This is a genomic window from Inquilinus ginsengisoli (assembly GCF_031453975.1).
In the GTDB taxonomy this organism is placed as follows: domain Bacteria; phylum Pseudomonadota; class Alphaproteobacteria; order DSM-16000; family Inquilinaceae; genus Inquilinus; species Inquilinus ginsengisoli_A.
In genome coordinates, this window is the sequence record NZ_JAVDPW010000002.1 from 1 (window position 1) to 17,531 (window position 17,531).

15 protein-coding genes are annotated in these 17,531 nt (G+C 70.5%); 6 read left to right on the forward strand and 9 right to left on the reverse strand.

The window, feature by feature from the left end; genetic code table 11:
* Window positions 1-208: 208 nt before the first annotated feature.
* The 3 genes from E9232_RS03830 to E9232_RS03840 are packed head-to-tail and all read right to left on the reverse strand — an operon-like array spanning window position 209 to window position 3,643.
* A complete protein-coding gene (locus E9232_RS03830) occupies window positions 209-1,711 on the reverse strand; it encodes an HAL/PAL/TAL family ammonia-lyase (RefSeq protein WP_309792248.1) in 1,503 nt (500 codons plus the stop codon).
* Between the two features lie 2 nt (window positions 1,712-1,713).
* A complete protein-coding gene (locus E9232_RS03835) occupies window positions 1,714-2,718 on the reverse strand; it encodes an ornithine cyclodeaminase family protein (RefSeq protein ID WP_309792249.1) in 1,005 nt (334 codons plus the stop codon).
* 58 nt (window positions 2,719-2,776) lie between these two features.
* A complete protein-coding gene (locus tag E9232_RS03840; protein WP_309792251.1) occupies window positions 2,777-3,643 on the reverse strand; it encodes a LysR family transcriptional regulator in 867 nt (288 codons plus the stop codon).
* Window positions 3,644-3,757: 114 nt separating this feature from the next.
* Between E9232_RS03840 and E9232_RS03845 the strand changes: the two genes are divergently transcribed.
* Window positions 3,758-5,188 carry an MFS transporter gene (locus tag E9232_RS03845; protein WP_309792252.1) on the forward strand — a complete coding sequence of 477 codons (1,431 nt, stop codon included), beginning with the start codon at window positions 3,758-3,760 and terminating at the stop codon, window positions 5,186-5,188.
* A 3-nt stretch (window positions 5,189-5,191) separates the two neighbouring features.
* On the opposite strand, the gene E9232_RS03850 is transcribed toward E9232_RS03845, so the two are convergent.
* The gene (locus E9232_RS03850) at window positions 5,192-5,887 is read right to left on the reverse strand and encodes a DNA-3-methyladenine glycosylase I (RefSeq protein ID WP_309792253.1); all 696 of its coding nucleotides are present in this window, start codon (window positions 5,885-5,887) and stop codon (window positions 5,192-5,194) included.
* A 102-nt stretch (window positions 5,888-5,989) separates the two neighbouring features.
* A complete protein-coding gene (locus E9232_RS03855; protein ID WP_309792254.1) occupies window positions 5,990-6,703 on the reverse strand; it encodes a GNAT family N-acetyltransferase in 714 nt (237 codons plus the stop codon).
* Between the two features lie 156 nt (window positions 6,704-6,859).
* Here E9232_RS03855 and E9232_RS03860 point away from each other — a divergent pair, with 156 nt between their 5' ends.
* Window positions 6,860-7,825, forward strand: a complete 966-nt coding sequence (locus tag E9232_RS03860; protein ID WP_309792255.1) for a GlxA family transcriptional regulator — start codon at window positions 6,860-6,862, stop codon at window positions 7,823-7,825.
* On the opposite strand, the gene E9232_RS03865 is transcribed toward E9232_RS03860, so the two are convergent.
* Window positions 7,822-8,391 carry a TetR/AcrR family transcriptional regulator gene (locus E9232_RS03865; RefSeq protein WP_309792257.1) on the reverse strand — a complete coding sequence of 190 codons (570 nt, stop codon included), beginning with the start codon at window positions 8,389-8,391 and terminating at the stop codon, window positions 7,822-7,824. The genes E9232_RS03860 and E9232_RS03865 overlap by 4 nt on opposite strands.
* Before the next feature lie 194 nt (window positions 8,392-8,585).
* On the opposite strand from E9232_RS03865, the gene E9232_RS03870 reads away from it, so the two are divergent.
* Window positions 8,586-9,617, forward strand: coding sequence for an aldo/keto reductase (locus E9232_RS03870; RefSeq protein ID WP_309792258.1), 1,032 nt, complete (start codon window positions 8,586-8,588; stop codon window positions 9,615-9,617).
* 22 nt (window positions 9,618-9,639) lie between these two features.
* Window positions 9,640-10,398 carry an SDR family NAD(P)-dependent oxidoreductase gene (locus E9232_RS03875; RefSeq protein ID WP_309792259.1) on the forward strand — a complete coding sequence of 253 codons (759 nt, stop codon included), beginning with the start codon at window positions 9,640-9,642 and terminating at the stop codon, window positions 10,396-10,398.
* A gap of 21 nt (window positions 10,399-10,419) precedes the next feature.
* Here E9232_RS03875 and E9232_RS03880 read toward each other — a convergent pair whose 3' ends face one another.
* Window positions 10,420-11,964 carry an FAD-dependent monooxygenase gene (locus tag E9232_RS03880; RefSeq protein WP_309792260.1) on the reverse strand — a complete coding sequence of 515 codons (1,545 nt, stop codon included), beginning with the start codon at window positions 11,962-11,964 and terminating at the stop codon, window positions 10,420-10,422.
* A 291-nt stretch (window positions 11,965-12,255) separates the two neighbouring features.
* Window positions 12,256-13,929 (reverse strand): energy-dependent translational throttle protein EttA, encoded by a 1,674-nt coding sequence (ettA, locus tag E9232_RS03885; protein WP_309792261.1) that lies wholly within the window; start codon window positions 13,927-13,929, stop codon window positions 12,256-12,258.
* A 156-nt stretch (window positions 13,930-14,085) separates the two neighbouring features.
* Here ettA and E9232_RS03890 point away from each other — a divergent pair, with 156 nt between their 5' ends.
* Window positions 14,086-15,288 (forward strand): UbiH/UbiF family hydroxylase, encoded by a 1,203-nt coding sequence (locus E9232_RS03890; RefSeq protein WP_309792262.1) that lies wholly within the window; start codon window positions 14,086-14,088, stop codon window positions 15,286-15,288.
* Window positions 15,289-15,367: 79 nt separating this feature from the next.
* Here the strand turns inward: E9232_RS03890 and E9232_RS03895 are convergent, their stop codons facing one another.
* A complete protein-coding gene (locus E9232_RS03895; protein WP_309792263.1) occupies window positions 15,368-16,921 on the reverse strand; it encodes an MFS transporter in 1,554 nt (517 codons plus the stop codon).
* 263 nt (window positions 16,922-17,184) lie between these two features.
* Here E9232_RS03895 and E9232_RS03900 point away from each other — a divergent pair, with 263 nt between their 5' ends.
* Window positions 17,185-17,526: a hypothetical protein gene (locus E9232_RS03900; protein ID WP_309792264.1), complete on the forward strand. Its 342-nt coding sequence runs from the start codon at window positions 17,185-17,187 to the stop codon at window positions 17,524-17,526.
* The last annotated feature ends 5 nt before the right edge of the window (window positions 17,527-17,531 follow it).

Consider the following 17,531-nt stretch of genomic DNA (forward strand, 5'->3'; position numbering starts at 1 on the left):
CTTTCCGCGCCCCGGTCCGGGTGGCCACCCGGACCGGGGCATCCCGCTCTCGCGGAATGATCCTTTCTACCCTCTTTCCAACAGACAATTGCGAGGAGGCGAAGCCGACGAAGCAATCCATGGTCCCGCACGGGCTGCCCGATGGATTGCTTCGCTGCGCTCGCAATGACGGAAAAGGTGGCGGGAGAAGCAACGCGCGGCGCGGTCCTTAGCCCAGGATCGGCTCCAGCCCACCCTCGGCAATGAAGGCGGTGACCGCCGCGATGTCGGGCGCGGCCGGCCGATCCGCCTCCAGCCGCGGCACCAGCGCCCGCACCGCCATGTGGATCGCGGCGCTGCCCGTCCCGAGCCGGATGCCCGGGCGCAGGTCGACCGCCTGGGCGGCGACGACCAGCTCGACCGCCGCCAGCAGCCGCAGCCGCGCGACGATCTCGCCGGTCTTGCCCACCGTCGCGGTCGCCATGGTGGCGTAGTCCTCGACCCCGTCGGCCACCGCCAGCACCACCACCGGCATCGGCGCCGCGAGATGGCCGATCTCCGCCACCAGCGCCGCCGCGGTCTTCTGCACCGGGCCGTAGCCGGCGCTGCCGTCCTGCACCGGCGCCAGGAAGCGCGGCAGGTCGCTGGATGCCGGCGACATCAGCTTCATGATCCGCGCCGCCGACACCGCCGCCATCCGGGCCAGCGCCGCGCCCAGCGCCTCGAAGGCCAAGGCGAGATGGGTCGGGTCGAAATTGGCGTTGGGCAGCGCCACCGCATCCTCGGCGATGACAGCCGGGTTGTCCCCGGCGCTGGACAGCTCCAGTTCCACCGCCTGCCGCGCCGCCGCCAGGGCCGCGAATCCCGAGCCCAGCACCGACGGCGCGCAGCGGAAGCTGAGCGGATCCTGCAGCTTGCGGGCGGTACCCGGCTGCACCAGGTCGCCGCCGGCCAGCAGCGCCAGCAGATCCCGGGCCGCCGCGCCCTGCCCCGGCGCCGGGCGCAGCGCCGCGGCCCGCGGGTCCAGCGGCGCCGGGCCGGCGCGGTAGCCCTCGAAGGACAAAGCGGTGGCGGCCAGCATCGCCCGCAGCGCCTGCGCCGCATCCTCGACCACCAGCGCGCCGATGCCGGCCGAGGCCGCGTTGGCCGAGACCAGGGCCAGCCCGTCCTTGAGGCCGAACATCGGCGGGGCGATGCCGGCGCGGGCCAGCGCCTCGGCCGTCGGCAGGCGCTGGCCCTGATACTCCGCCTCGCCCTGGCCCAGCAGCGTCAGGGCGATATGGGCCAGCGGCTGGAGGTCGGATTCGCCGACCGACCCGGTCATCGGCACGGACGGGTGCACGCCATGGTTCAGCAGCGCCGCCAGAGCCTCAGTGACGCCGCGGGAGGCGCCGGAGCGGCCGGCGCACAGCCCCGCCAGCCGGGCGGCGATGATGGCCCGTACCTCGTCCCGCTCCGCCAGCCTGCCGACCCCGACGGCGCGGCCGGGCGGGATGCGCCGCTGCACCACCGCGGCGTCGGGGGCGATCCGGGTGTCGACGGCGGCGCCGAGCCCGGTGCTGACGCCGTAGATCGCCGCGCCGCCGGCCGCCAGGGCCTCCAAGGCGCGATGCCCGGCCTCGACCCGCTGCAGGCCGGCCTCGTCCAGCAGCACAGTCGCGTCGTCCCGGGCGATGCGCCGGATATCGGCCGTGGTCATCGGCGCGGCGCCGAGGCGAACGGGATCCGTCATGGTCAGGCGAACCGCAGCCGCTGGCCGATCTCCAGCCGCTTCGCCTTCTCCAGCATGGCGTGGCCGAGGGCGATGTCGCTGAGGCTGAGGCCGCGGTGCCAGAACAGGATGGTCTCGTCGTCGCTCTGCCGGCCCGGCTTCAGCCCGGCGACGACCTGCCCCAGCTCGGCGTGCAGCGTCGCCTCGGACAGCTTGCCGGCCTCGACATGGGCGCGCAGCGAGCCGAACTGGCCGCCGCGGCACTGGCCCCAGTCGTCGACCACCATCTTGGCCATGATGTCGGTCAGCGACAGCTCCACCGCGCTCATCGTGCCGTAGGGCACCACCAGCGCGCCGGGCTTGATCCAGCCGGTCTTCAGCAGCGGCTCCGGCTGCAGCAGGCGCGAGGCCTCGACCACGATGTCGGCGCCGCGCACCGTCGATTCCCAGTCCGCCATGGCGCGGACCGGCTTGCCGAGATCCTGGGTCAGCCGCTCGGCGAAGCTGTCGCGGCTTTCCGGCCGGCGGGAATGGACGCGGATCTCGTCGAAGTCGAACAGCTTGTCGAGCAGCCGGACGTTCCAATAGGCGGTGCCGCGCGCGCCGATATGGCCGAGCACCTTGCTGCCCTTGCGCGCCAGGTATTTGGCGCCGATCGCGGTGACCGCGCCGGTGCGCATGTCGGTGATAGCGGTGGCGTCCAGGATCGCCTTCGGCATGCCGGTGGCGGGGTCGAACAGGTTCAGGATCGCCATCTCGGACGGCAGGCCGCGTTTGTAGTTGTCGACATAGTCGCCGACCACCTTGACCCCGGCGGCATTGATCGGCGCGCCGATGGCGCCGCGCAGCACGTTGAAATGGCCGTTCACCGCCGGGTCGGGCTTCAGGTGCATGCGCGGCTCGATCACCGTCTCGCCGCGGCCCTGCGCCGCCAGGCTGGTCTCGATCGCCTGCAGGATCTCGTCATCGGTGATGGCCAGCGCCTCGATGTCGAGGCCGTTGAGATAGGTCACATAGATCGGCGTCATGGAAGCTCCAGAGCGAAGGCATCGGCAGTCGGCAGCAAGTCAAGCACGTTCGCCGCGGTCAGGCTGCCTCGTTGCGACGCGTCGAGACGCCGCGCAATGTCGCAGCCAGCACCCGCAGCGCGGCGCGGCTGCGCGGGTCGGTGACGTTGGCATGCAGCACAGCCTCGGCCGGCGGCAGCGGCGGCAGGCCCAGCCGGTCCCCGACATCGACCGCGCCGACCGGCGCCACCCGGCGGGCCAGCGCCGCCACCGCCAGCCCGGCCGTCACGGCAGCGCCGACGCCGACGATGCCGCCGCCGACGAAGACCTCCCTCCAGGCGATGCCGGCGGCGTCCAGCGCCTTGATGGCATTGGCCCGGATGCTGCAGGGCGCGGCCAGCGAGGCCAGGCGCAGGGGCCGGGTGTCGTGATGCGCCCAGTTGGGCGACGCGAACCAGGCGACCGGGTCCGCCGTCAGGAACTCGCCGTCGCGCCGGTCCGGCAGCTGGCGGATGATGGCGGCATCGATCTCGCCCCGGTCGAAGGCATCCAGCAACTCGCGCGACGCGCCGATCCGCACCTCGATGGTCAGCGCCGGGTCGTGGCCGGCCAGCTGGGCCAGCAGCACCGGCAGGTCGGGCCCGGCGACATGGTCGCCGATGCCCAGCGCCAGACGGGCCGGCGCCTCCGACAGGTCGGCCAGGGCCTGGTCATGGGCCGACAGCAGGGCCCGCGCCGCGCCCAGGAAGGCGGCGCCCTGGGCCGACAGCCGCACCATTCGCGGCGTGCGTTCGAGCAGGCGCCGGCCCAGCCGGTCCTCCAGCCGCTTCAGCTTCAGGCTGACCGCGGCCTGGGAGGTTTCCAGCGCCTCCGCCGCGCGGGTGAAGCTGCGCAGCTCGGCCACCGCAACGAAGGCCTGCACCGCCTCGATGTCCAGCGTCTTCATGGCCAAACCATAGCAATTCGATATCTATGAAATATCCAGCCATACGATTTCAAAATAATCAAGCCGCGCCCAGTTCTAGTTACGCGCCGATGCCGGCCTGACCGAGGACGATCGATGACATCCGAATCCACGCCCGATCCGCGACGCTGGCCGGCCCTGGCGGTGCTGCTGGTCGGGGCCCTGTTGCCGCCGCTGGACTTCAGCATCGTCAACCTGGCGCTGCCGTCGATCCAGGCGGATCTGCGGGCCAACCCCGGCGAGGTCCAGTTCGTGATGTCGGCCTATGCCGCCACCTATGCCGTGTTCCTGATCACCGGCGGACGCCTGGGCGACCTGTTCGGGCGCCGCCGGCTGTTCACCATCGGCATCGCCGGCTTCACCCTGGCCTCGCTGCTCTGCGCCGCCGCCTGGTCGCCGACCGCCCTGATCGCCGGCCGCATCCTGCAGGGCGCGGCCGCCACCGCCATGGCGCCGCAGGTGCTGGCCTCGATCCGGATCCTGTTCCCAGCCTCGGAGCAGGGGCTGGCGCTGGGGCTGTACGGCGCCACCTTCAGCCTCGCCTTCATCATCGGCCAGGTGCTGGGCGGGGTGCTGATCGCCCTACATCCTTTCGGGCTGGGCTGGTCGGCGATCTTCCTGGTCAACCTGCCGATCGGCCTCGCCGGGCTGGCCGGCAGCCGGCTGTTCCTGGCCGAATCCCGGGCCGCGACGGCGCCGCGGCTCGATCTCGGCGGCGTGGCGCTGCTGTCGCTGACCCTCGCTTTGCTGGTCTATCCGCTGGTCGAGGGCCGCCAGGCCGGCTGGCCCGCCTGGTGCTTCGCCCTGCTGGCCGTGGCGCCGCTGGCGCTGGCCGGATTCATCTGGTTCGAACGGCGGCTGGCCGCGCGCGGAGGGGCGCCGCTGGTCGACCTTGCCCTGTTCAACAGCCGCGACTTCGTGGTCGGGCTGGCGGCGGCCTTGAGCTTCTACATGCTGTCCTCCTTCTACCTCACCTTCTCGGTCTACCAGCAGGGCGGGCTTCACCGGGGCACGCTGGCGGCGGCGATCGCGATCCTGCCCTTCCTGGGCGCGGTCTTCGCCAGCTCCTTCGCCGCGCCGGCTGGGATGCGGCGGCTGGGCCCGCGGGTGCTGACCCTGGGTTTCGCCGCCCAGATCCTCGGCTTCGGCGCCGTCGCCCTGGCCGTGGCCGAGGCCTGGCCGCCGGCGGCGCTGGACCTCGGCCTGGTCCTGGCCGGCCTCGGCTACGGCGTGGTGCTGCCCTCGGCGATCAAGGTGGTGATCGGCGGGGTGGCGGAACGCCAGGCCGGCCTCGCCTCCGGCATCGTCATCTCGGTGCTGCAGATCGGCGCCGCGTTGGGCGTCGCCATCATCGGCGGCGTGTTCTACGGCGCGCTCGGCCCCCGGCCCGACGCGGCGGCGCATGCCCATGCCTTCGCCCTGGCGCTGGGCGCCAACGTCGCCCTGCTGGGGGTCGGCGCGGCACTGTCGCTGATGCTGCGCCGTCCGCCCGGCCCGGCGGTGCGGCTGGCGGTTTCGGCCGAGTGACCCTCAGCGGCGGCCGTGCCCGACGTCGCCGATGCTCATGGCCAGGATGCGGCTGAGGGCGGTGAGGTCCCGCCCCGATTCCGCCGACCAGCGGTTGAACGCCTGCTGCATGGTCTTGAAGTCGCCCTTGCCGCCCGGCGCCTTGGCCAGCACGCCCTCGCGGATCAGCGCGGCCACCACGTCGCCGGTCGGGATGAAGGCCGGCTTGCCGATGCCGCGCAGGAACCGCATGCCGGTGTCGCCGCCCAGGCGGTTGCCGCGCTTCTTCAGGACCTCCAGCAGGCCGACATAATCGGTGTCCGGCCAATCCGCCAGGAAGCGCGCGGCGCTGCCGTGTTCGGCGGCCAGGTCCAGCAGGAACTGGGCATTGGCCGTGACCGACTGGATCTTGGCGCCATGCCGGACGATGCGGGTGTCCTTCAGCAGCGCGTCGAACCGCTCCTCGGACAACGCGGCGCAGCGATGGGGATCGAAGCCCTCGAACGCGGCCTCGAAGCCGTCCCATTTGGCGGTGATCACCTTGGAGGCGAAGCCGGCGTTGAAGATGCGCCGGGTCATCTCCGCCAGGATGCGGTCATCCGGCGTGGCGGCGATCTCGGCCGGAGTCCGGGACCGGGTCTCGGCGAGCGCGTGCTCCAGCGCGTCCATGCCGCCGCGGCGCTCCGCCGCCAGCGCGACGATCTTCGCGAAATCGCCCATGCCCGCACTCCCTCGGTTCGGCGCAGGCGGACAGGAGAGCCCCTCCCTTCGCCTCGATCCAGAGGAAAATCCGGACCTTGCGTCGCGCTGCCAGCGGGAGCCTCAGCCCGCCATGTCCGAGCGCTGCATGATGGCGAGGTGAAGCGTCGTCCGGATGACGAAGCCCAGCCGCTCATAGAGCGCGATCGCCCCCAGGTTGCCCTCCAAGACATGCAGGATCGGGGTTTCCCCACGCTCCGAAATCGTCTGCATCAGGCTCTTCATCAGCAGCTGCGCGTGGCCCTTCCCGCGATCGTCCGGGTGGACGCAGACCGCGCTGATCTCGGTGTAGCCGTCGAGATGCATCCGCTCTCCGGCCATCGCCGCCAGCCGGTCGCCGTCGCGGATGCCGATGTAGCGGCCGAGCTGATAGGTCCGGGGGAAGAATGGCCCCGGCTTGGTCAGGGCGGTCAGTTCGAGCATGGCCGGGACGTCGCTTTCGCCCAGCAACACCGGTGAGACATCCGGCCCATCGGGACTATCCCCCAGCGCGATCATCTGGCGCAGCACCAGTCTGGACTTCACCTCGAACCCATCCAGCGCGTCGACGGAGGTCAAGGTCTGCAGCGCCACCGGACCGTCCGCGGCCAGGGCCCGGAGGTCGGACACCGCTTCGGGCGAGACATCGGCCACCGCGGCGAACGGTGCGATGTCCGAGGGGTAGCGACGGGCCCGATCGCCGCCCAGGGCCAGCGACCGGTGCTTCGAGGTCAATGCCGACCAGATCGGCCGGTCGAGGGCCGCCTCATCCCGGGCGGAAAGCGTGCGTATGGTCATGGAGTGCCTTTTCGAAAAGCCGCGGCCGGGTGCCCGGCCGTGCTCAAAGCGAGGCGCCGAGGAGGCTGAGTGGGACGGCCGCAGTGCTCAAGATCGTAGATCCCGGCCCACAGTCGCACTATTGTCGTAAATGACAATCTTGAGGTCATTCACGTCATGCGACTGATGGTTCTCGCCCTCGACGGCGTTTTCGACACCGGCCTGACCGTGTTCCTGGACATGTTCTCGACCGCGAACGAGCTGGCGGCCGCCCAGGGCATCGCGACCCCTCCGTTCGAGATCGCCCTCGTCGGGGTGCGGCCGCAGATCCGCACCGCACTCGGCCTGACGGCCAGCGTCGAGCTGGCCGACGCCGTGCGCAAGCCCGACTGGGTGGTGGTGCCGGCGCTGAACACCAAGCAGCCGGAGCGGCTGGTCGAAGCGCTGGGGCGGCCGGACGTGCTCGACGCGATGGCGCAGCTTCGCCGCTGGCAGGCCGGCGGCATCGGTGTGGCGGCGGCCTGCATCGGCACCTTCCTGCTGGCCGAAGCCGGGCTGCTGGCCGGCCTGGAGGCGACGACCACCTGGTCGCACGCCCCGCTGTTCCGCCAACGCTACCCGGACGTGCGGCTGGACGATGGGCGGATGATCGTCCCCGCCGGCCGCATCGTCACCGCCGGGGCGGCGATGGGCCATCTGGACCTGGCGCTGTGGCTGATGCGGCAGGCCAGCCCAGAGATGGCGGCGGTGGTCGCGCGCTTCATGCTGGTCGACCGGCGGCCGTCCCAGGCCCAGTACGTCATCCCCAACCACCTGGCCCATGCAGACCCGCTGGTCGAGCGCTTCGAGCGCTGGGCGCGCGCCAACCTGGCCGCGGGCTTCTCGCTGCAGGAGGCGGCGAAGGCGCTGGCCGTCGGCCCCCGCACCCTGCAGCGCCGCACCGAGGCGGTGATCGGGAAGTCGCCCCTCGCCTTCTTCCAGGACATGCGGGTCGAGCGCGCGCAGCACCTGATCTCGATCGGGCAGGACCTCGAGGCGGTCACCACCGAGGTCGGCTACGCCGATTCCGCGACCTTGCGGACCCTGCTGCGTCGCCGCCTCGGCCGCGGCGTGCGCGAGCTGCGGGCCGAGATGCAGCTCTAGCCCGGGCCGTCCACCGACCGGCCTGCGCCGTAGCGGAGGCCGTCGACCAGGAGGGCGACCATGCGCTCGGCGCGGCCGGGCCCGGCATTGTGGGCCGACATGCACAGGCTCGCCACCGCGCCCAGCAGCTCATCCGCATCGACATCGGCGCGAATCTCGCCGGCAGCGACGGCGACCTCGAGCAGTGTGGCAAGGGCGGGCCGGAGGTGCTGGTCGAAGTAGCCCGGCAGGGTGTCGAACGCCGGATCCCCCGAATGCAGGGCCTTGGCGAGCCCGCGCTTGGCCGCGATGAAGGCGGCGTAGCGCTGCATCCAGCCGGCCAGGGCTTCGAAGGGCCCGCGCTCGGCCGCCAGGGTCGACGCCGCATCGGCGCAGGCATCGATCTCGCGGCGGAAGACGGCCGCGATCAGGTCGGCGCGCTGCGGAAAGTGGCGGTAGAGGGTGCCGACCCCGACGCCGGCCTTCTCGGCGATCTCACGGATCGGGGCGTCCACGCCGGAGGTCGAGAACACCGCCAGGGCCGTCTGCAGCAACGTGTCGATGTTGCGCTGGGCATCGGCGCGCACCCGCCGATCCGTGCGGTTGCGAGGCTCCGGATCTTCCCCCTGCTCTTCCGCCTTGTCGCGCACAACACCCTCTTCAGACACATGGCCTCTTGCTAAGCGGAACGATGTTCCGTATAAACCGGACGACTGTTCCGCTTATGCTTCATAGCGCAATCGCGCGGCATTGGCCACTCACCGAACCACAAGGGATTGCCATGCAGTATCGCCCGTTGGGCCGGACCGGCATCAAGGTCAGCCCATACTGCCTCGGCGCGATGATGTTCGGCGGGATCGGCAACCCCGATCACGACGACTGCGTCCGGATCATCCACAAGGCCCTGGATTCCGGCATCAATTTCATCGACACCGCCGACCGCTACAGCGCCGGTGAGTCCGAGGAGATCGTCGGCAAGGCGCTCAAGGGCCGGCGCGACCGCATCGTGCTCGCCACCAAGGTCCATGGGCCGATGGGCGACGACCCGAACCAGCAGGGCAATTCGCGCCGCTGGATCATCGAAGCGGTGGAGCACTCGCTGCGCCGCCTCCAGACTGATCATATCGACCTCTACCAGATCCATCGCCCGGCCCCCGACACCGACATCGAGGAGACCCTGTCGGCGCTCACCGACCTGATGCGGGCCGGCAAGGTGCGGGCCATCGGATCCTCGACCTTCCCGGTCTCGGAGATCGTCGAGGCCCAATGGGTGGCCGAACGCCGCGGCCTGGCCCGCTTCCGCACGGAGCAGCCGCCCTACTCGATCCTCGACCGGAGCATCGAGCGCGAGGTGCTTCCCACCTGTGAACGCCATGGCATGGGCGTGATGGTCTGGAGCCCGCTGTCGAAGGGCATGCTGACCGGGCGCTACCGCAAGGGGCAGCCGCTGCCGGACAGCCTGCGCGCCAGGGTCTTCCCGCAGCAGATGTCCGACGCGCGCAACCTCGATGCGGTCGAATCGCTGCTGCCGCTGGCGGCAGAGGCCGGCCTGTCCCTCACCCATATGGCGATGGGCTTCGTCCTGGCCCATCGCGGCGTGACCTCGGCCATTCTCGGGCCGCGGACGATGCCACAGCTCGACGACCTGCTGGCCGGTGCGGAGGTTCGGCTCGGCGACGACATCCTCGACCGGATCGACCAGATCGTCCCGCCCGGCACCGATGTCGGGCCGAACGGCGCCGCCTACATCCCGCCAGCGATCCTGAAGGCCGATCTGCGCCGCCGGCCCGCCGCCGAACGCGCCGCCGCCTGAACAACCCATCGAAGGAATTGCCATGCACGACAAGCGGGTTGCCCTGGTCACCGGGGCCAATCAAGGCGTCGGCCTCCAGGTCGCCAAGGAACTCGTGGCCAATGGCGTCACGGTGCTGGTCGGGTCGCGCGATTTCGCGCGCGGCGAGGCCGCGGCTCGGGAGATCGGGCCGGGCGCCATCGCGCTCCAGCTCGACGTGACGGACCCGGCTTCGATCGCCGCTGCGGCGGAGCGGATCCGCACCGAGCTCGGCCGCCTCGACCTTCTGGTCCAGAACGCGGCGATCTCGAACACGAACAAGCGCCCCGGCCAGTCCGTCGAGGATTACGCCCAGTCGACCCGGCCGAGCACCGTGTCGCTCGATGAAATGCGCACGGTGTGGGAGACCAATGTGTTCGGCGTCATCGCCGTCTACCAGGCGATGCTGCCGCTGCTGCGCGAATCCCCGGACGCCCGCATCGTCAACGTGTCGAGCGGCGTCGGATCGCTGACGTTGAACGCGGACCCGGCCTTCCCCTACCGCGCGATCTTCGGCCCGGTGTATCCGGCGTCCAAGACCGCCCTCAACGCCGTGACGCTGGCCATGATGATCGAGCTGGAGTCGACCGGGATCAAGGTCAACCTGGTCTCCCCCGCCTTCACCAGGACGAACCTCAACGGCTATGCCGGCACGGAGTCGGTCGAGGACGGCTCCCGCGAGGTGGTGCGCGTCGCCCTGCTCGGCCCGGACGGCCCGTCCGGGACGTTCACGCGCTGGGACAATGCCACGATCCCGTGGTGATCGCCGGGTCGTAGGTCGGGATCAGGCGCCCGGGCCGAACCAGCGTGATGCGGCCTCGGCGGCGTCCCCCTCGTCGGGGTTGGCCTCGCTGGCCCAGGCTATAAAGCCGTCGGGGCGCACCAGCACGGCGCTCAGGCCCAGCCGGTCCTTGGCGTCGCCGGCGATATAGGCGATCCGACCGCTCCAGCGGCTCGCCAGCGCCTGGAGCGAGGCGCGAGAATCGAAGTCCAGGAGCAGGCCCTTCCCCTCGCGGAGGAGAGTGCCGATCCGGGTCCCGTCGGCCAGCTCGAAGTCGGGCACGCTGCGGCCCACCAATGGGTGGCTGCCGCCGAGATCGTAGCGGAGGGACACGCCCCAGACGCGCTCGGCGAAGTAGGTCGCGCCGTCGCGGGTGTCGATGAGATCGCGGATGATAGCTTCGAGCGCGCGGGTGCTCCGGGTCGGCCGCATCAGCGCGACCTGGGCGCGCGACCAGTCGAGAACCTGCGCCCCCACCGGATGCCGTTCGCTGCCATAGCTGTCGAGCAGGCCGGCCGGCGCGTCGCCACGGATGGTGGACGCCAGCTTCCACCCCAGGTTCATGGCGTCGCCCAGCCCGAGGTTGAGCCCCTGGCCGCCCAGGGGGGAATGGATGTGCGCGGCGTCGCCGGCCAGCAGCACCCGTCCGTTGCGGTACGCGGTCGCCTGATAGGCGCGATCGGTCCAGGTGGCGGCCTGCCGCAGCGCCGTCACGGTGACGTCGGTGCCGGAGACGCGGCGCAGGACCGCCTGCACATGGTCGGGCGTGATCGGCTGGATGCGATGGGACGCCCCGCCGTCGAAATCGACCATCGCGATCGTCCCGGGCCGGGAGAAGGTGTACATGCCCGTCGACGTGTAGTGACGGCCGGGATCGAGCTTGTCCGGATCGGCCAGCTCGACCTCGGCGGAGTAGCCGGTGAATTCGGGGTCGGTGCCGGTGAAGGCGAAGCCGCCGGCCTTGCGCACCGTGCTGCGGCCGCCATCGCACCCCACCAGCCAGCGCCCGCGGACCACCTCGTCGCCGGCGCGGACGGCCACCTCTTCATCCGACGGGTCGAAGCCGTCGACGCCGAGGCCACGCCGGATCTCGACGCCCAGCGCGATGGCCCGGGCGGCCAGCACGGATTCGATGTGCTCCATCTCGACCGCCAGGTTGGTGCCGGCCGGGCCGGGCAGGCGGTACGGCCATTTCGAGGTGTCGATGCTGTCGAGGTAGAACTGGATGCCGGCGAAATGGCCGCCGGGGCGGCGCGCCTGCTGCATCCAATGCTGGGCATTTGACCCGCGGCCGGCCGCCCCCTCTTTCGCGGGTCGCGGCGCCGCGATGTCGTCCAGCAGTCCGCGGCGGTAGAGGGCTTCGATGGTCGGCGCCGAAAGGCCGCGCAACCCGAACGGCAGCCGCTTCAGGGGCGAGCGCGGATCCTCGGCCTGCTCCAGCACCAGCACCGAGAGGCCGGCGAGCCGCAGCTCGCAGGCGAGAAAGAGGCCGACCGGGCCGGCGCCGGCGATCACGACGTCGTGGAGAGTGGGGTGGTGGCTGTGCATTGACCTGCTCCTCGTGTCCGACCGGAGCGGTTCGTCGGTTCGAGAACCACACGGACGAACAAGGGGACGCTGGGCGGCGTCCGATGTTCGTCGTGGGGATCCCTGCACGAGGCGAGAGACCAGAGCTTCCGTTTCCGGAAGGACTTGGGCCTACCAAACCAAGTCTGCCTTTTCCGACGCGGGCTCTATAGCGCCGTGGCGACGGGTCCGCAATGGACATGGCGCGGCGTTCACGGATGTTGGGTTCGCGAACTGCGAACCCAACCTACGAACCCTCCCGCAGCCCCCGCCTCAGCGGGTCAGCGGCCGGTACTTGATGCGGTGCGGCTGGTCCGCCTCGGTGCCCAGGCGGCGATGCCGGTCCTTCTCGTAATCCTCGTAGTTGCCCTCGAACCACACCACCTGGCTGTCGCCTTCGAAGGCCAGGATGTGGGTCGCCAGCCGGTCGAGGAAGAAGCGGTCATGGCTGATGACGATGGCGCAGCCGGGGAAGGTCAGCAGCGATTCCTCCAGCGCCCGCAGCGTCTCGACGTCGAGGTCGTTGGTCGGTTCGTCGAGCAGCAGGACGTTGGCGCCGGACTTCAGCATCTTGGCGAGGTGGACGCGGTTGCGCTCGCCGCCCGAGAGCTGGCCGACCTTCTTCTGCTGGTCGCCGCCCTTGAAGTTGAAGGCGCCGACATAGGCCCGGCTGGGCATCTTGCGCTTGCCCAGGTCGATCTCGTCGAGCCCGCCGGAGATCTCCTCCCACACCGTCTTGGTCGGGGACAGGTCGTCGCGGCTCTGGTCGACATAGCCGAGCTTCACGGTCTCGCCGACCTTGAGGGTGCCGCCATCCGGCGTCTCCTGGCCGGTGATCATCTTGAACAGGGTCGACTTGCCGGCGCCGTTCGGGCCGATGACGCCGACGATGCCGCCGCGCGGCAGGCGGAAGCTGAGATTGTCGATCAGCAGCCGGTCGCCGAAGCCCTTGGACAGGGCCTGGGTGTCGATGACGTTGTCGCCCAGCCGCTCCGGCGTCGGGATCAGGATCTGGGCCTGGCCCGGCGCCTGGTCGCGGCTCTGCGCCAGCAGGTCCTCATAGGCGTGGATGCGCGCCTTCTGCTTGGCCTGGCGGCCGCGGGCGCCCTGCCGGATCCACTCCAGCTCCTCGGCCAGGGTCTTCTGCCGGCTCGACTCCTCCTTGGACTCCTGGGCCAGGCGCTTTTCCTTGGCCTCGAGATAGGCCGAGTAGTTGCCCTCGTAGGGGATGCCGCGGCCGCGGTCGAGTTCGAGGATCCAGCTGGTGACGTTGTCGAGGAAGTAGCGGTCATGGGTGACCATGACGACCGTGCCCTTGTAGTCCTCGAGATGGCGCTCGAGCCAGGCGACGGACTCGGCGTCGAGATGGTTGGTGGGCTCATCGAGCAGCAGCAGGTCCGGCTTGGCCAGCAGCAGCTTGGCCAGGGCCACGCGGCGGCGCTCACCGCCGGACAGGTTGGTCACCGGGCTGTCGCCGGGCGGGCAGCGCAGCGCATCCATGGCGATCTCGACGGTGCGCTCGAGGTCCCAGGCGTCGGCGGCGTCGATCTTCTCCTGCAGCTCCGCCTGCTCGGCGATCAGCGCATCGAAATCGGCATCGGGCTCGCCCATCGCCTCGCTGACCGCGTTGAAGCGGTCGACCAGCCCCTTGATCGGGCCGAGGCCCTCCATGACGTTCTCGGCCACGGTCTTGTCGGGGTTCAGCTCCGGCTCCTGCGAGAGGTGGCCGACGGTGGCGCCCTGGGCGACCCAGGCCTCGCCGGTGAACTCCTTGTCCATGCCGGCCATGATCCGCATCAGGGTCGACTTGCCCGAGCCGTTGGGGCCGAGGACGCCGATCTTCACCCCCGGCAGGAAGGACAGCCAGATCTTCTCCAGCACGACCTTTCCGCCCGGATAGGCCTTGGTCATGTCCTTCATCACGAAGACGTACTGGTAGGAGGCCATCGAAGCCGCTCCGTCACAAACCGGTCTGGGGAGGCCCGGGTTTTAGCTTATGAGAGGGCACAAGGCCAGGGGGTGCGGCTGCATGCGGCCCCCGCACCGCCGCGGGGGCCGCATGCCGCAGTGGCCAGCCGCCGTCCACTTGCTATGACATCGCGCATGACTCGCCGACCTTCCTCCAGGGACAAGACCGAAGCGAAACCCGCCGATGTCATCGTGGTCGGCGGCGGCCCGGCCGGGCTGCTGGCGGCGCTGCTGCTGGCGCAGGCCGGCGCCGAGGCCGTGCTGGTCGCCCCGCCGGCGCCGGAGGACCACCGCACCACCGGCCTGCTGGCCGGATCGGTCGCCATCCTCGACAGGGCCGGACTGTGGTCCGGCCTGCGCACCAAGGCCGCGCCGCTGCGGGCGATCCGGCTGATCGACGATGGCGGCCGCCGGATCCGTGGGCCGGAGGTGCTGTTCCGCGCTGCGGAGATCGGCCTCGACGCCTTCGGTCACAACATCGCCAACCGCGACCTGGTGCCGGCCCTGGCCCGGGCGGTCGCGGAGACACCGGGTCTGCGTCGGGTCGAGGAGGCGGCGGCTGCGATCCGCATCGACGGCACCGGGGCGACCGTGCGCATCGCCGGCGGCGACGCCCTGCGCGGCCAGCTGGTGGTCGGTGCCGACGGCCGCAATTCGCCGGTGCGGACGGCCGCCGGCATCGGGCTGCGGCGCTGGGGCTACGACCAGTCGGCGCTGGTGGCGGTGCTGCGGCACGAACGCGGCCATGACGACATCTCGACCGAGATCCACACCGAGGCCGGGCCTTTCACGCTGGTGCCCCTAGGCCCCGGCCGATCCAGCCTGGTCTGGGTGGCGCGGCCGGCCGAGGCCGCGGCGCTGGCGGCGCTGGACGACGACGCCCTGGCCCAGGCGATCGGGCGGCGGGCCGGGCCGATCCTGGGCGCGGTGACGCTGGACGGCCCGCGCCAGGTGTTTCCGCTGTCCGGCCAGGCCGCGCGGCGGCTGGCGGCGCCGCGGGCGGCGCTGGTCGGCGAGGCCGCGCATGTGGTGCCGCCGATCGGCGCCCAGGGGCTCAATCTCGGCTTCCGCGACGCCGCGGCCCTGGCCGGGGTGGTGGCCTGGGCCCTGAAGGCCGGGATGGACCCCGGCGCCGCCGGGGTGATGGCGCGCTACGAGGTCAAGCGGCGCGGCGACGTCGCCAGCCGCACCGCCGGGGTCGACCTGCTGAACCGGTCGCTGCTGACCGACGCCGCGCCGGCCCTGGCCCTGCGCGCGCTGGCGCTGCAGGCGGTGAAGCGGATCGCGCCGCTGCGCCGGCTGCTGATGCGCGAGGGCATTGCCCCGGGCGGCGCCTGATCCCCAAAGGAAAACGGCGGAGCCCGGAGGCCCCGCCGTCGTTTCATTGACCGGTCGATCGGTCAATCCGATTGAGCGATCAATCCGTGATGTTCATCGTCGTCCGGTCGCGCAGGAACAGGGCGCCGACCACCACCGTGATCACCGCCACCACGATCGGGTACCACAGTCCGTAATAGATGTTGCCGGTGGCCGCCACCATGGCCGTGGCCAGCAGCGGCAGCATGCCGCCGAACCAGCCATTGCCGATGTGGTAGGGCAGCGACATCGAAGTGTAGCGGATCCTGGTCGGGAACAGCTCGACCAGGAAGGCCGCGATCGGTCCGTACACCATGGTGACGTAGAGGATCATGATGACCAGGATCAGCAGCGTCATCGGATAGTTGACCTGACTCTTGTCCGCCGCCTTGGGGTATTTCGCCTCCGCCAGCACCGCCTCGAACTGACCCTGGTTCCAGCCGGCGATCTCGGTGGTCCCGATCCTGGTCGCCACCGGGCTGCCCGCCGCCCCATTGGCCGAGGTGAAGGACAGGCCCGCGGCGGTCAGGTAACCCTTCACCCGGTCGCAGTCGCTGTAGACCGTGTTGCCGGTCGGGAACAGGTGGAAGGCGCAGGTCGCCGGATCGGCCGTGACCGTGATCGGCGTCGAGACCTGGAAGCTTTCCAGCGCCGGGTTGACGTAGTGGGTCAGCCCCTGGAACAGCGGGAAATAGGTGATCGCGCCCAACAGGCAGCCGGCCAGGATGATCTTGAGCCGGCCGATGCGGTCCGACAGCCAGCCGAAGAACACGAAGAACGGCGTGCCGATCAGGAGCGCCAGGCCGAGCAGCGAGTAGGTCGAGATGTAGTCGAGCTTCAGCGTCGTCGACAGGAAGAACAGGGCGTAGAACTGGCCGCAGTACCAGATCACCCCCTGCCCCGCCGTGGCGCCGAGCAGGGCCAGCAGCACGAGCTTGTTGTTGGGGTAGCGGAAGAAGCTGTCGCGGATCGGGTGGTCCGAGCCGCGGCCTTCCGCCTTCATCCGCTGGAACACCGGGGATTCGTTCAGCCTCGACCGGATGTAGAGCGAGAAGACCAGCAGGACCACGGAGACCAGGAACGGCACGCGCCAGCCCCAGGCGGCGAAGGCCGGGGCGTCGAAACCCCAGCGGCACAGGCCGATCACCAGCAGCGACAGGAAGAAGCCGATCGTGGCGGTGGTCTGGATCCAGCTGGTGGAATAGCCACGGCCGTTCGCCGGCGCATGTTCGGCGACATAGGTCGCGGCGCCGCCATATTCGCCGCCCAGCGCCAGGCCCTGCAGCAGCCGCAGCACGACCAGCAGGATCGGCGCCCAGGTGCCGATCGTCTCATAGGTCGGCAGCACGCCGACCAGGACGGTCGAGGCGCCCATCACCAGGATGGTGACCAGGAAGGTGTATTTGCGGCCGACGATGTCGCCGATATGGCCGAAGACCACGGCGCCGAACGGCCGCACCAGGAAGCCGGCGGCATAGGTGGCAAAGGCGGCGAGCAGGGCCGCCGTGTCGTTGCCTTTGGGGAAGAACAGCGCCGCGAAGAAGGGCGCCAGCGTCGCATATAGATAAAAATCGTACCAATCAAAGACGGTGCCGAGCGACGAGGCAAAAATCACCCGCCGCTCTTCTTGCCGACTGACGAGGCGACCACCTGCGTCGGCAATACCGGCCGAAATCGCCATGCCGAATGCCCTCCCCCACAAGTAAGACTCGCCGCTCGTTTCGAGCTGGCATCGAAGTGTGATTCGATGATGACTTGGGACGCAACGGTTTTCCGCAAATTCGATCGATCGGCGGGGATGTGGCGGGCGGCCGCGCGCACTGCTACGGTTCGATGACGGGCCCTGCCCGCCCCTGTCCTTCACAACCGACGGCCCCCATGTCCGCCAAGAAGAACCCCCTCGGTCTCAACCCGCTGCAGTTGAAGACCCTGACCGTGCTCCAGCAGATGGCGCACACCCCCCGTTTCGCCACGCCGCAGGAGGATGGGGCGGTGATGGTGGCGAACTTCCCGCCGCCGCATGGCGACCACTACCATGTCGGCGACGCCACGGTGATGGGCCGGGACATGACCGGGCTGCACAACATCGCGGTGCTCGCGGCGCTGGAGCGCAAGGGGCTGATCCGGTCCGGCTTCCCCGGCGCCGCGCTGCTGACCGCCGACGGCTTGGCCTATGACACCGGGCTGGCCGATGCGATCCTGCATCGCGCCGACCACTGACCGGG

What these genes read in the sequence shown, in the direction of transcription:
- E9232_RS03830 (WP_309792248.1), bottom strand. Translation starts at nt 1,711, where the DNA reads ATGACGGATCCCGTTCGCCTCGGCGCCGCGCCGATGACCACGGCCGAT.
- E9232_RS03835 (WP_309792249.1), bottom strand. Translation starts at nt 2,718, where the DNA reads ATGACGCCGATCTATGTGACCTATCTCAACGGCCTCGACATCGAGGCG.
- E9232_RS03840 (WP_309792251.1), bottom strand. Translation starts at nt 3,643, where the DNA reads ATGAAGACGCTGGACATCGAGGCGGTGCAGGCCTTCGTTGCGGTGGCC.
- E9232_RS03845 (WP_309792252.1), top strand. Translation starts at nt 3,758, where the DNA reads ATGACATCCGAATCCACGCCCGATCCGCGACGCTGGCCGGCCCTGGCG.
- E9232_RS03850 (WP_309792253.1), bottom strand. Translation starts at nt 5,887, where the DNA reads ATGGGCGATTTCGCGAAGATCGTCGCGCTGGCGGCGGAGCGCCGCGGC.
- E9232_RS03855 (WP_309792254.1), bottom strand. Translation starts at nt 6,703, where the DNA reads ATGACCATACGCACGCTTTCCGCCCGGGATGAGGCGGCCCTCGACCGG.
- E9232_RS03860 (WP_309792255.1), top strand. Translation starts at nt 6,860, where the DNA reads ATGCGACTGATGGTTCTCGCCCTCGACGGCGTTTTCGACACCGGCCTG.
- E9232_RS03870 (WP_309792258.1), top strand. Translation starts at nt 8,586, where the DNA reads ATGCAGTATCGCCCGTTGGGCCGGACCGGCATCAAGGTCAGCCCATAC.
- E9232_RS03875 (WP_309792259.1), top strand. Translation starts at nt 9,640, where the DNA reads ATGCACGACAAGCGGGTTGCCCTGGTCACCGGGGCCAATCAAGGCGTC.
- E9232_RS03880 (WP_309792260.1), bottom strand. Translation starts at nt 11,964, where the DNA reads ATGCACAGCCACCACCCCACTCTCCACGACGTCGTGATCGCCGGCGCC.
- ettA (WP_309792261.1), bottom strand. Translation starts at nt 13,929, where the DNA reads ATGGCCTCCTACCAGTACGTCTTCGTGATGAAGGACATGACCAAGGCC.
- E9232_RS03890 (WP_309792262.1), top strand. Translation starts at nt 14,086, where the DNA reads ATGACTCGCCGACCTTCCTCCAGGGACAAGACCGAAGCGAAACCCGCC.
- E9232_RS03900 (WP_309792264.1), top strand. Translation starts at nt 17,185, where the DNA reads ATGTCCGCCAAGAAGAACCCCCTCGGTCTCAACCCGCTGCAGTTGAAG.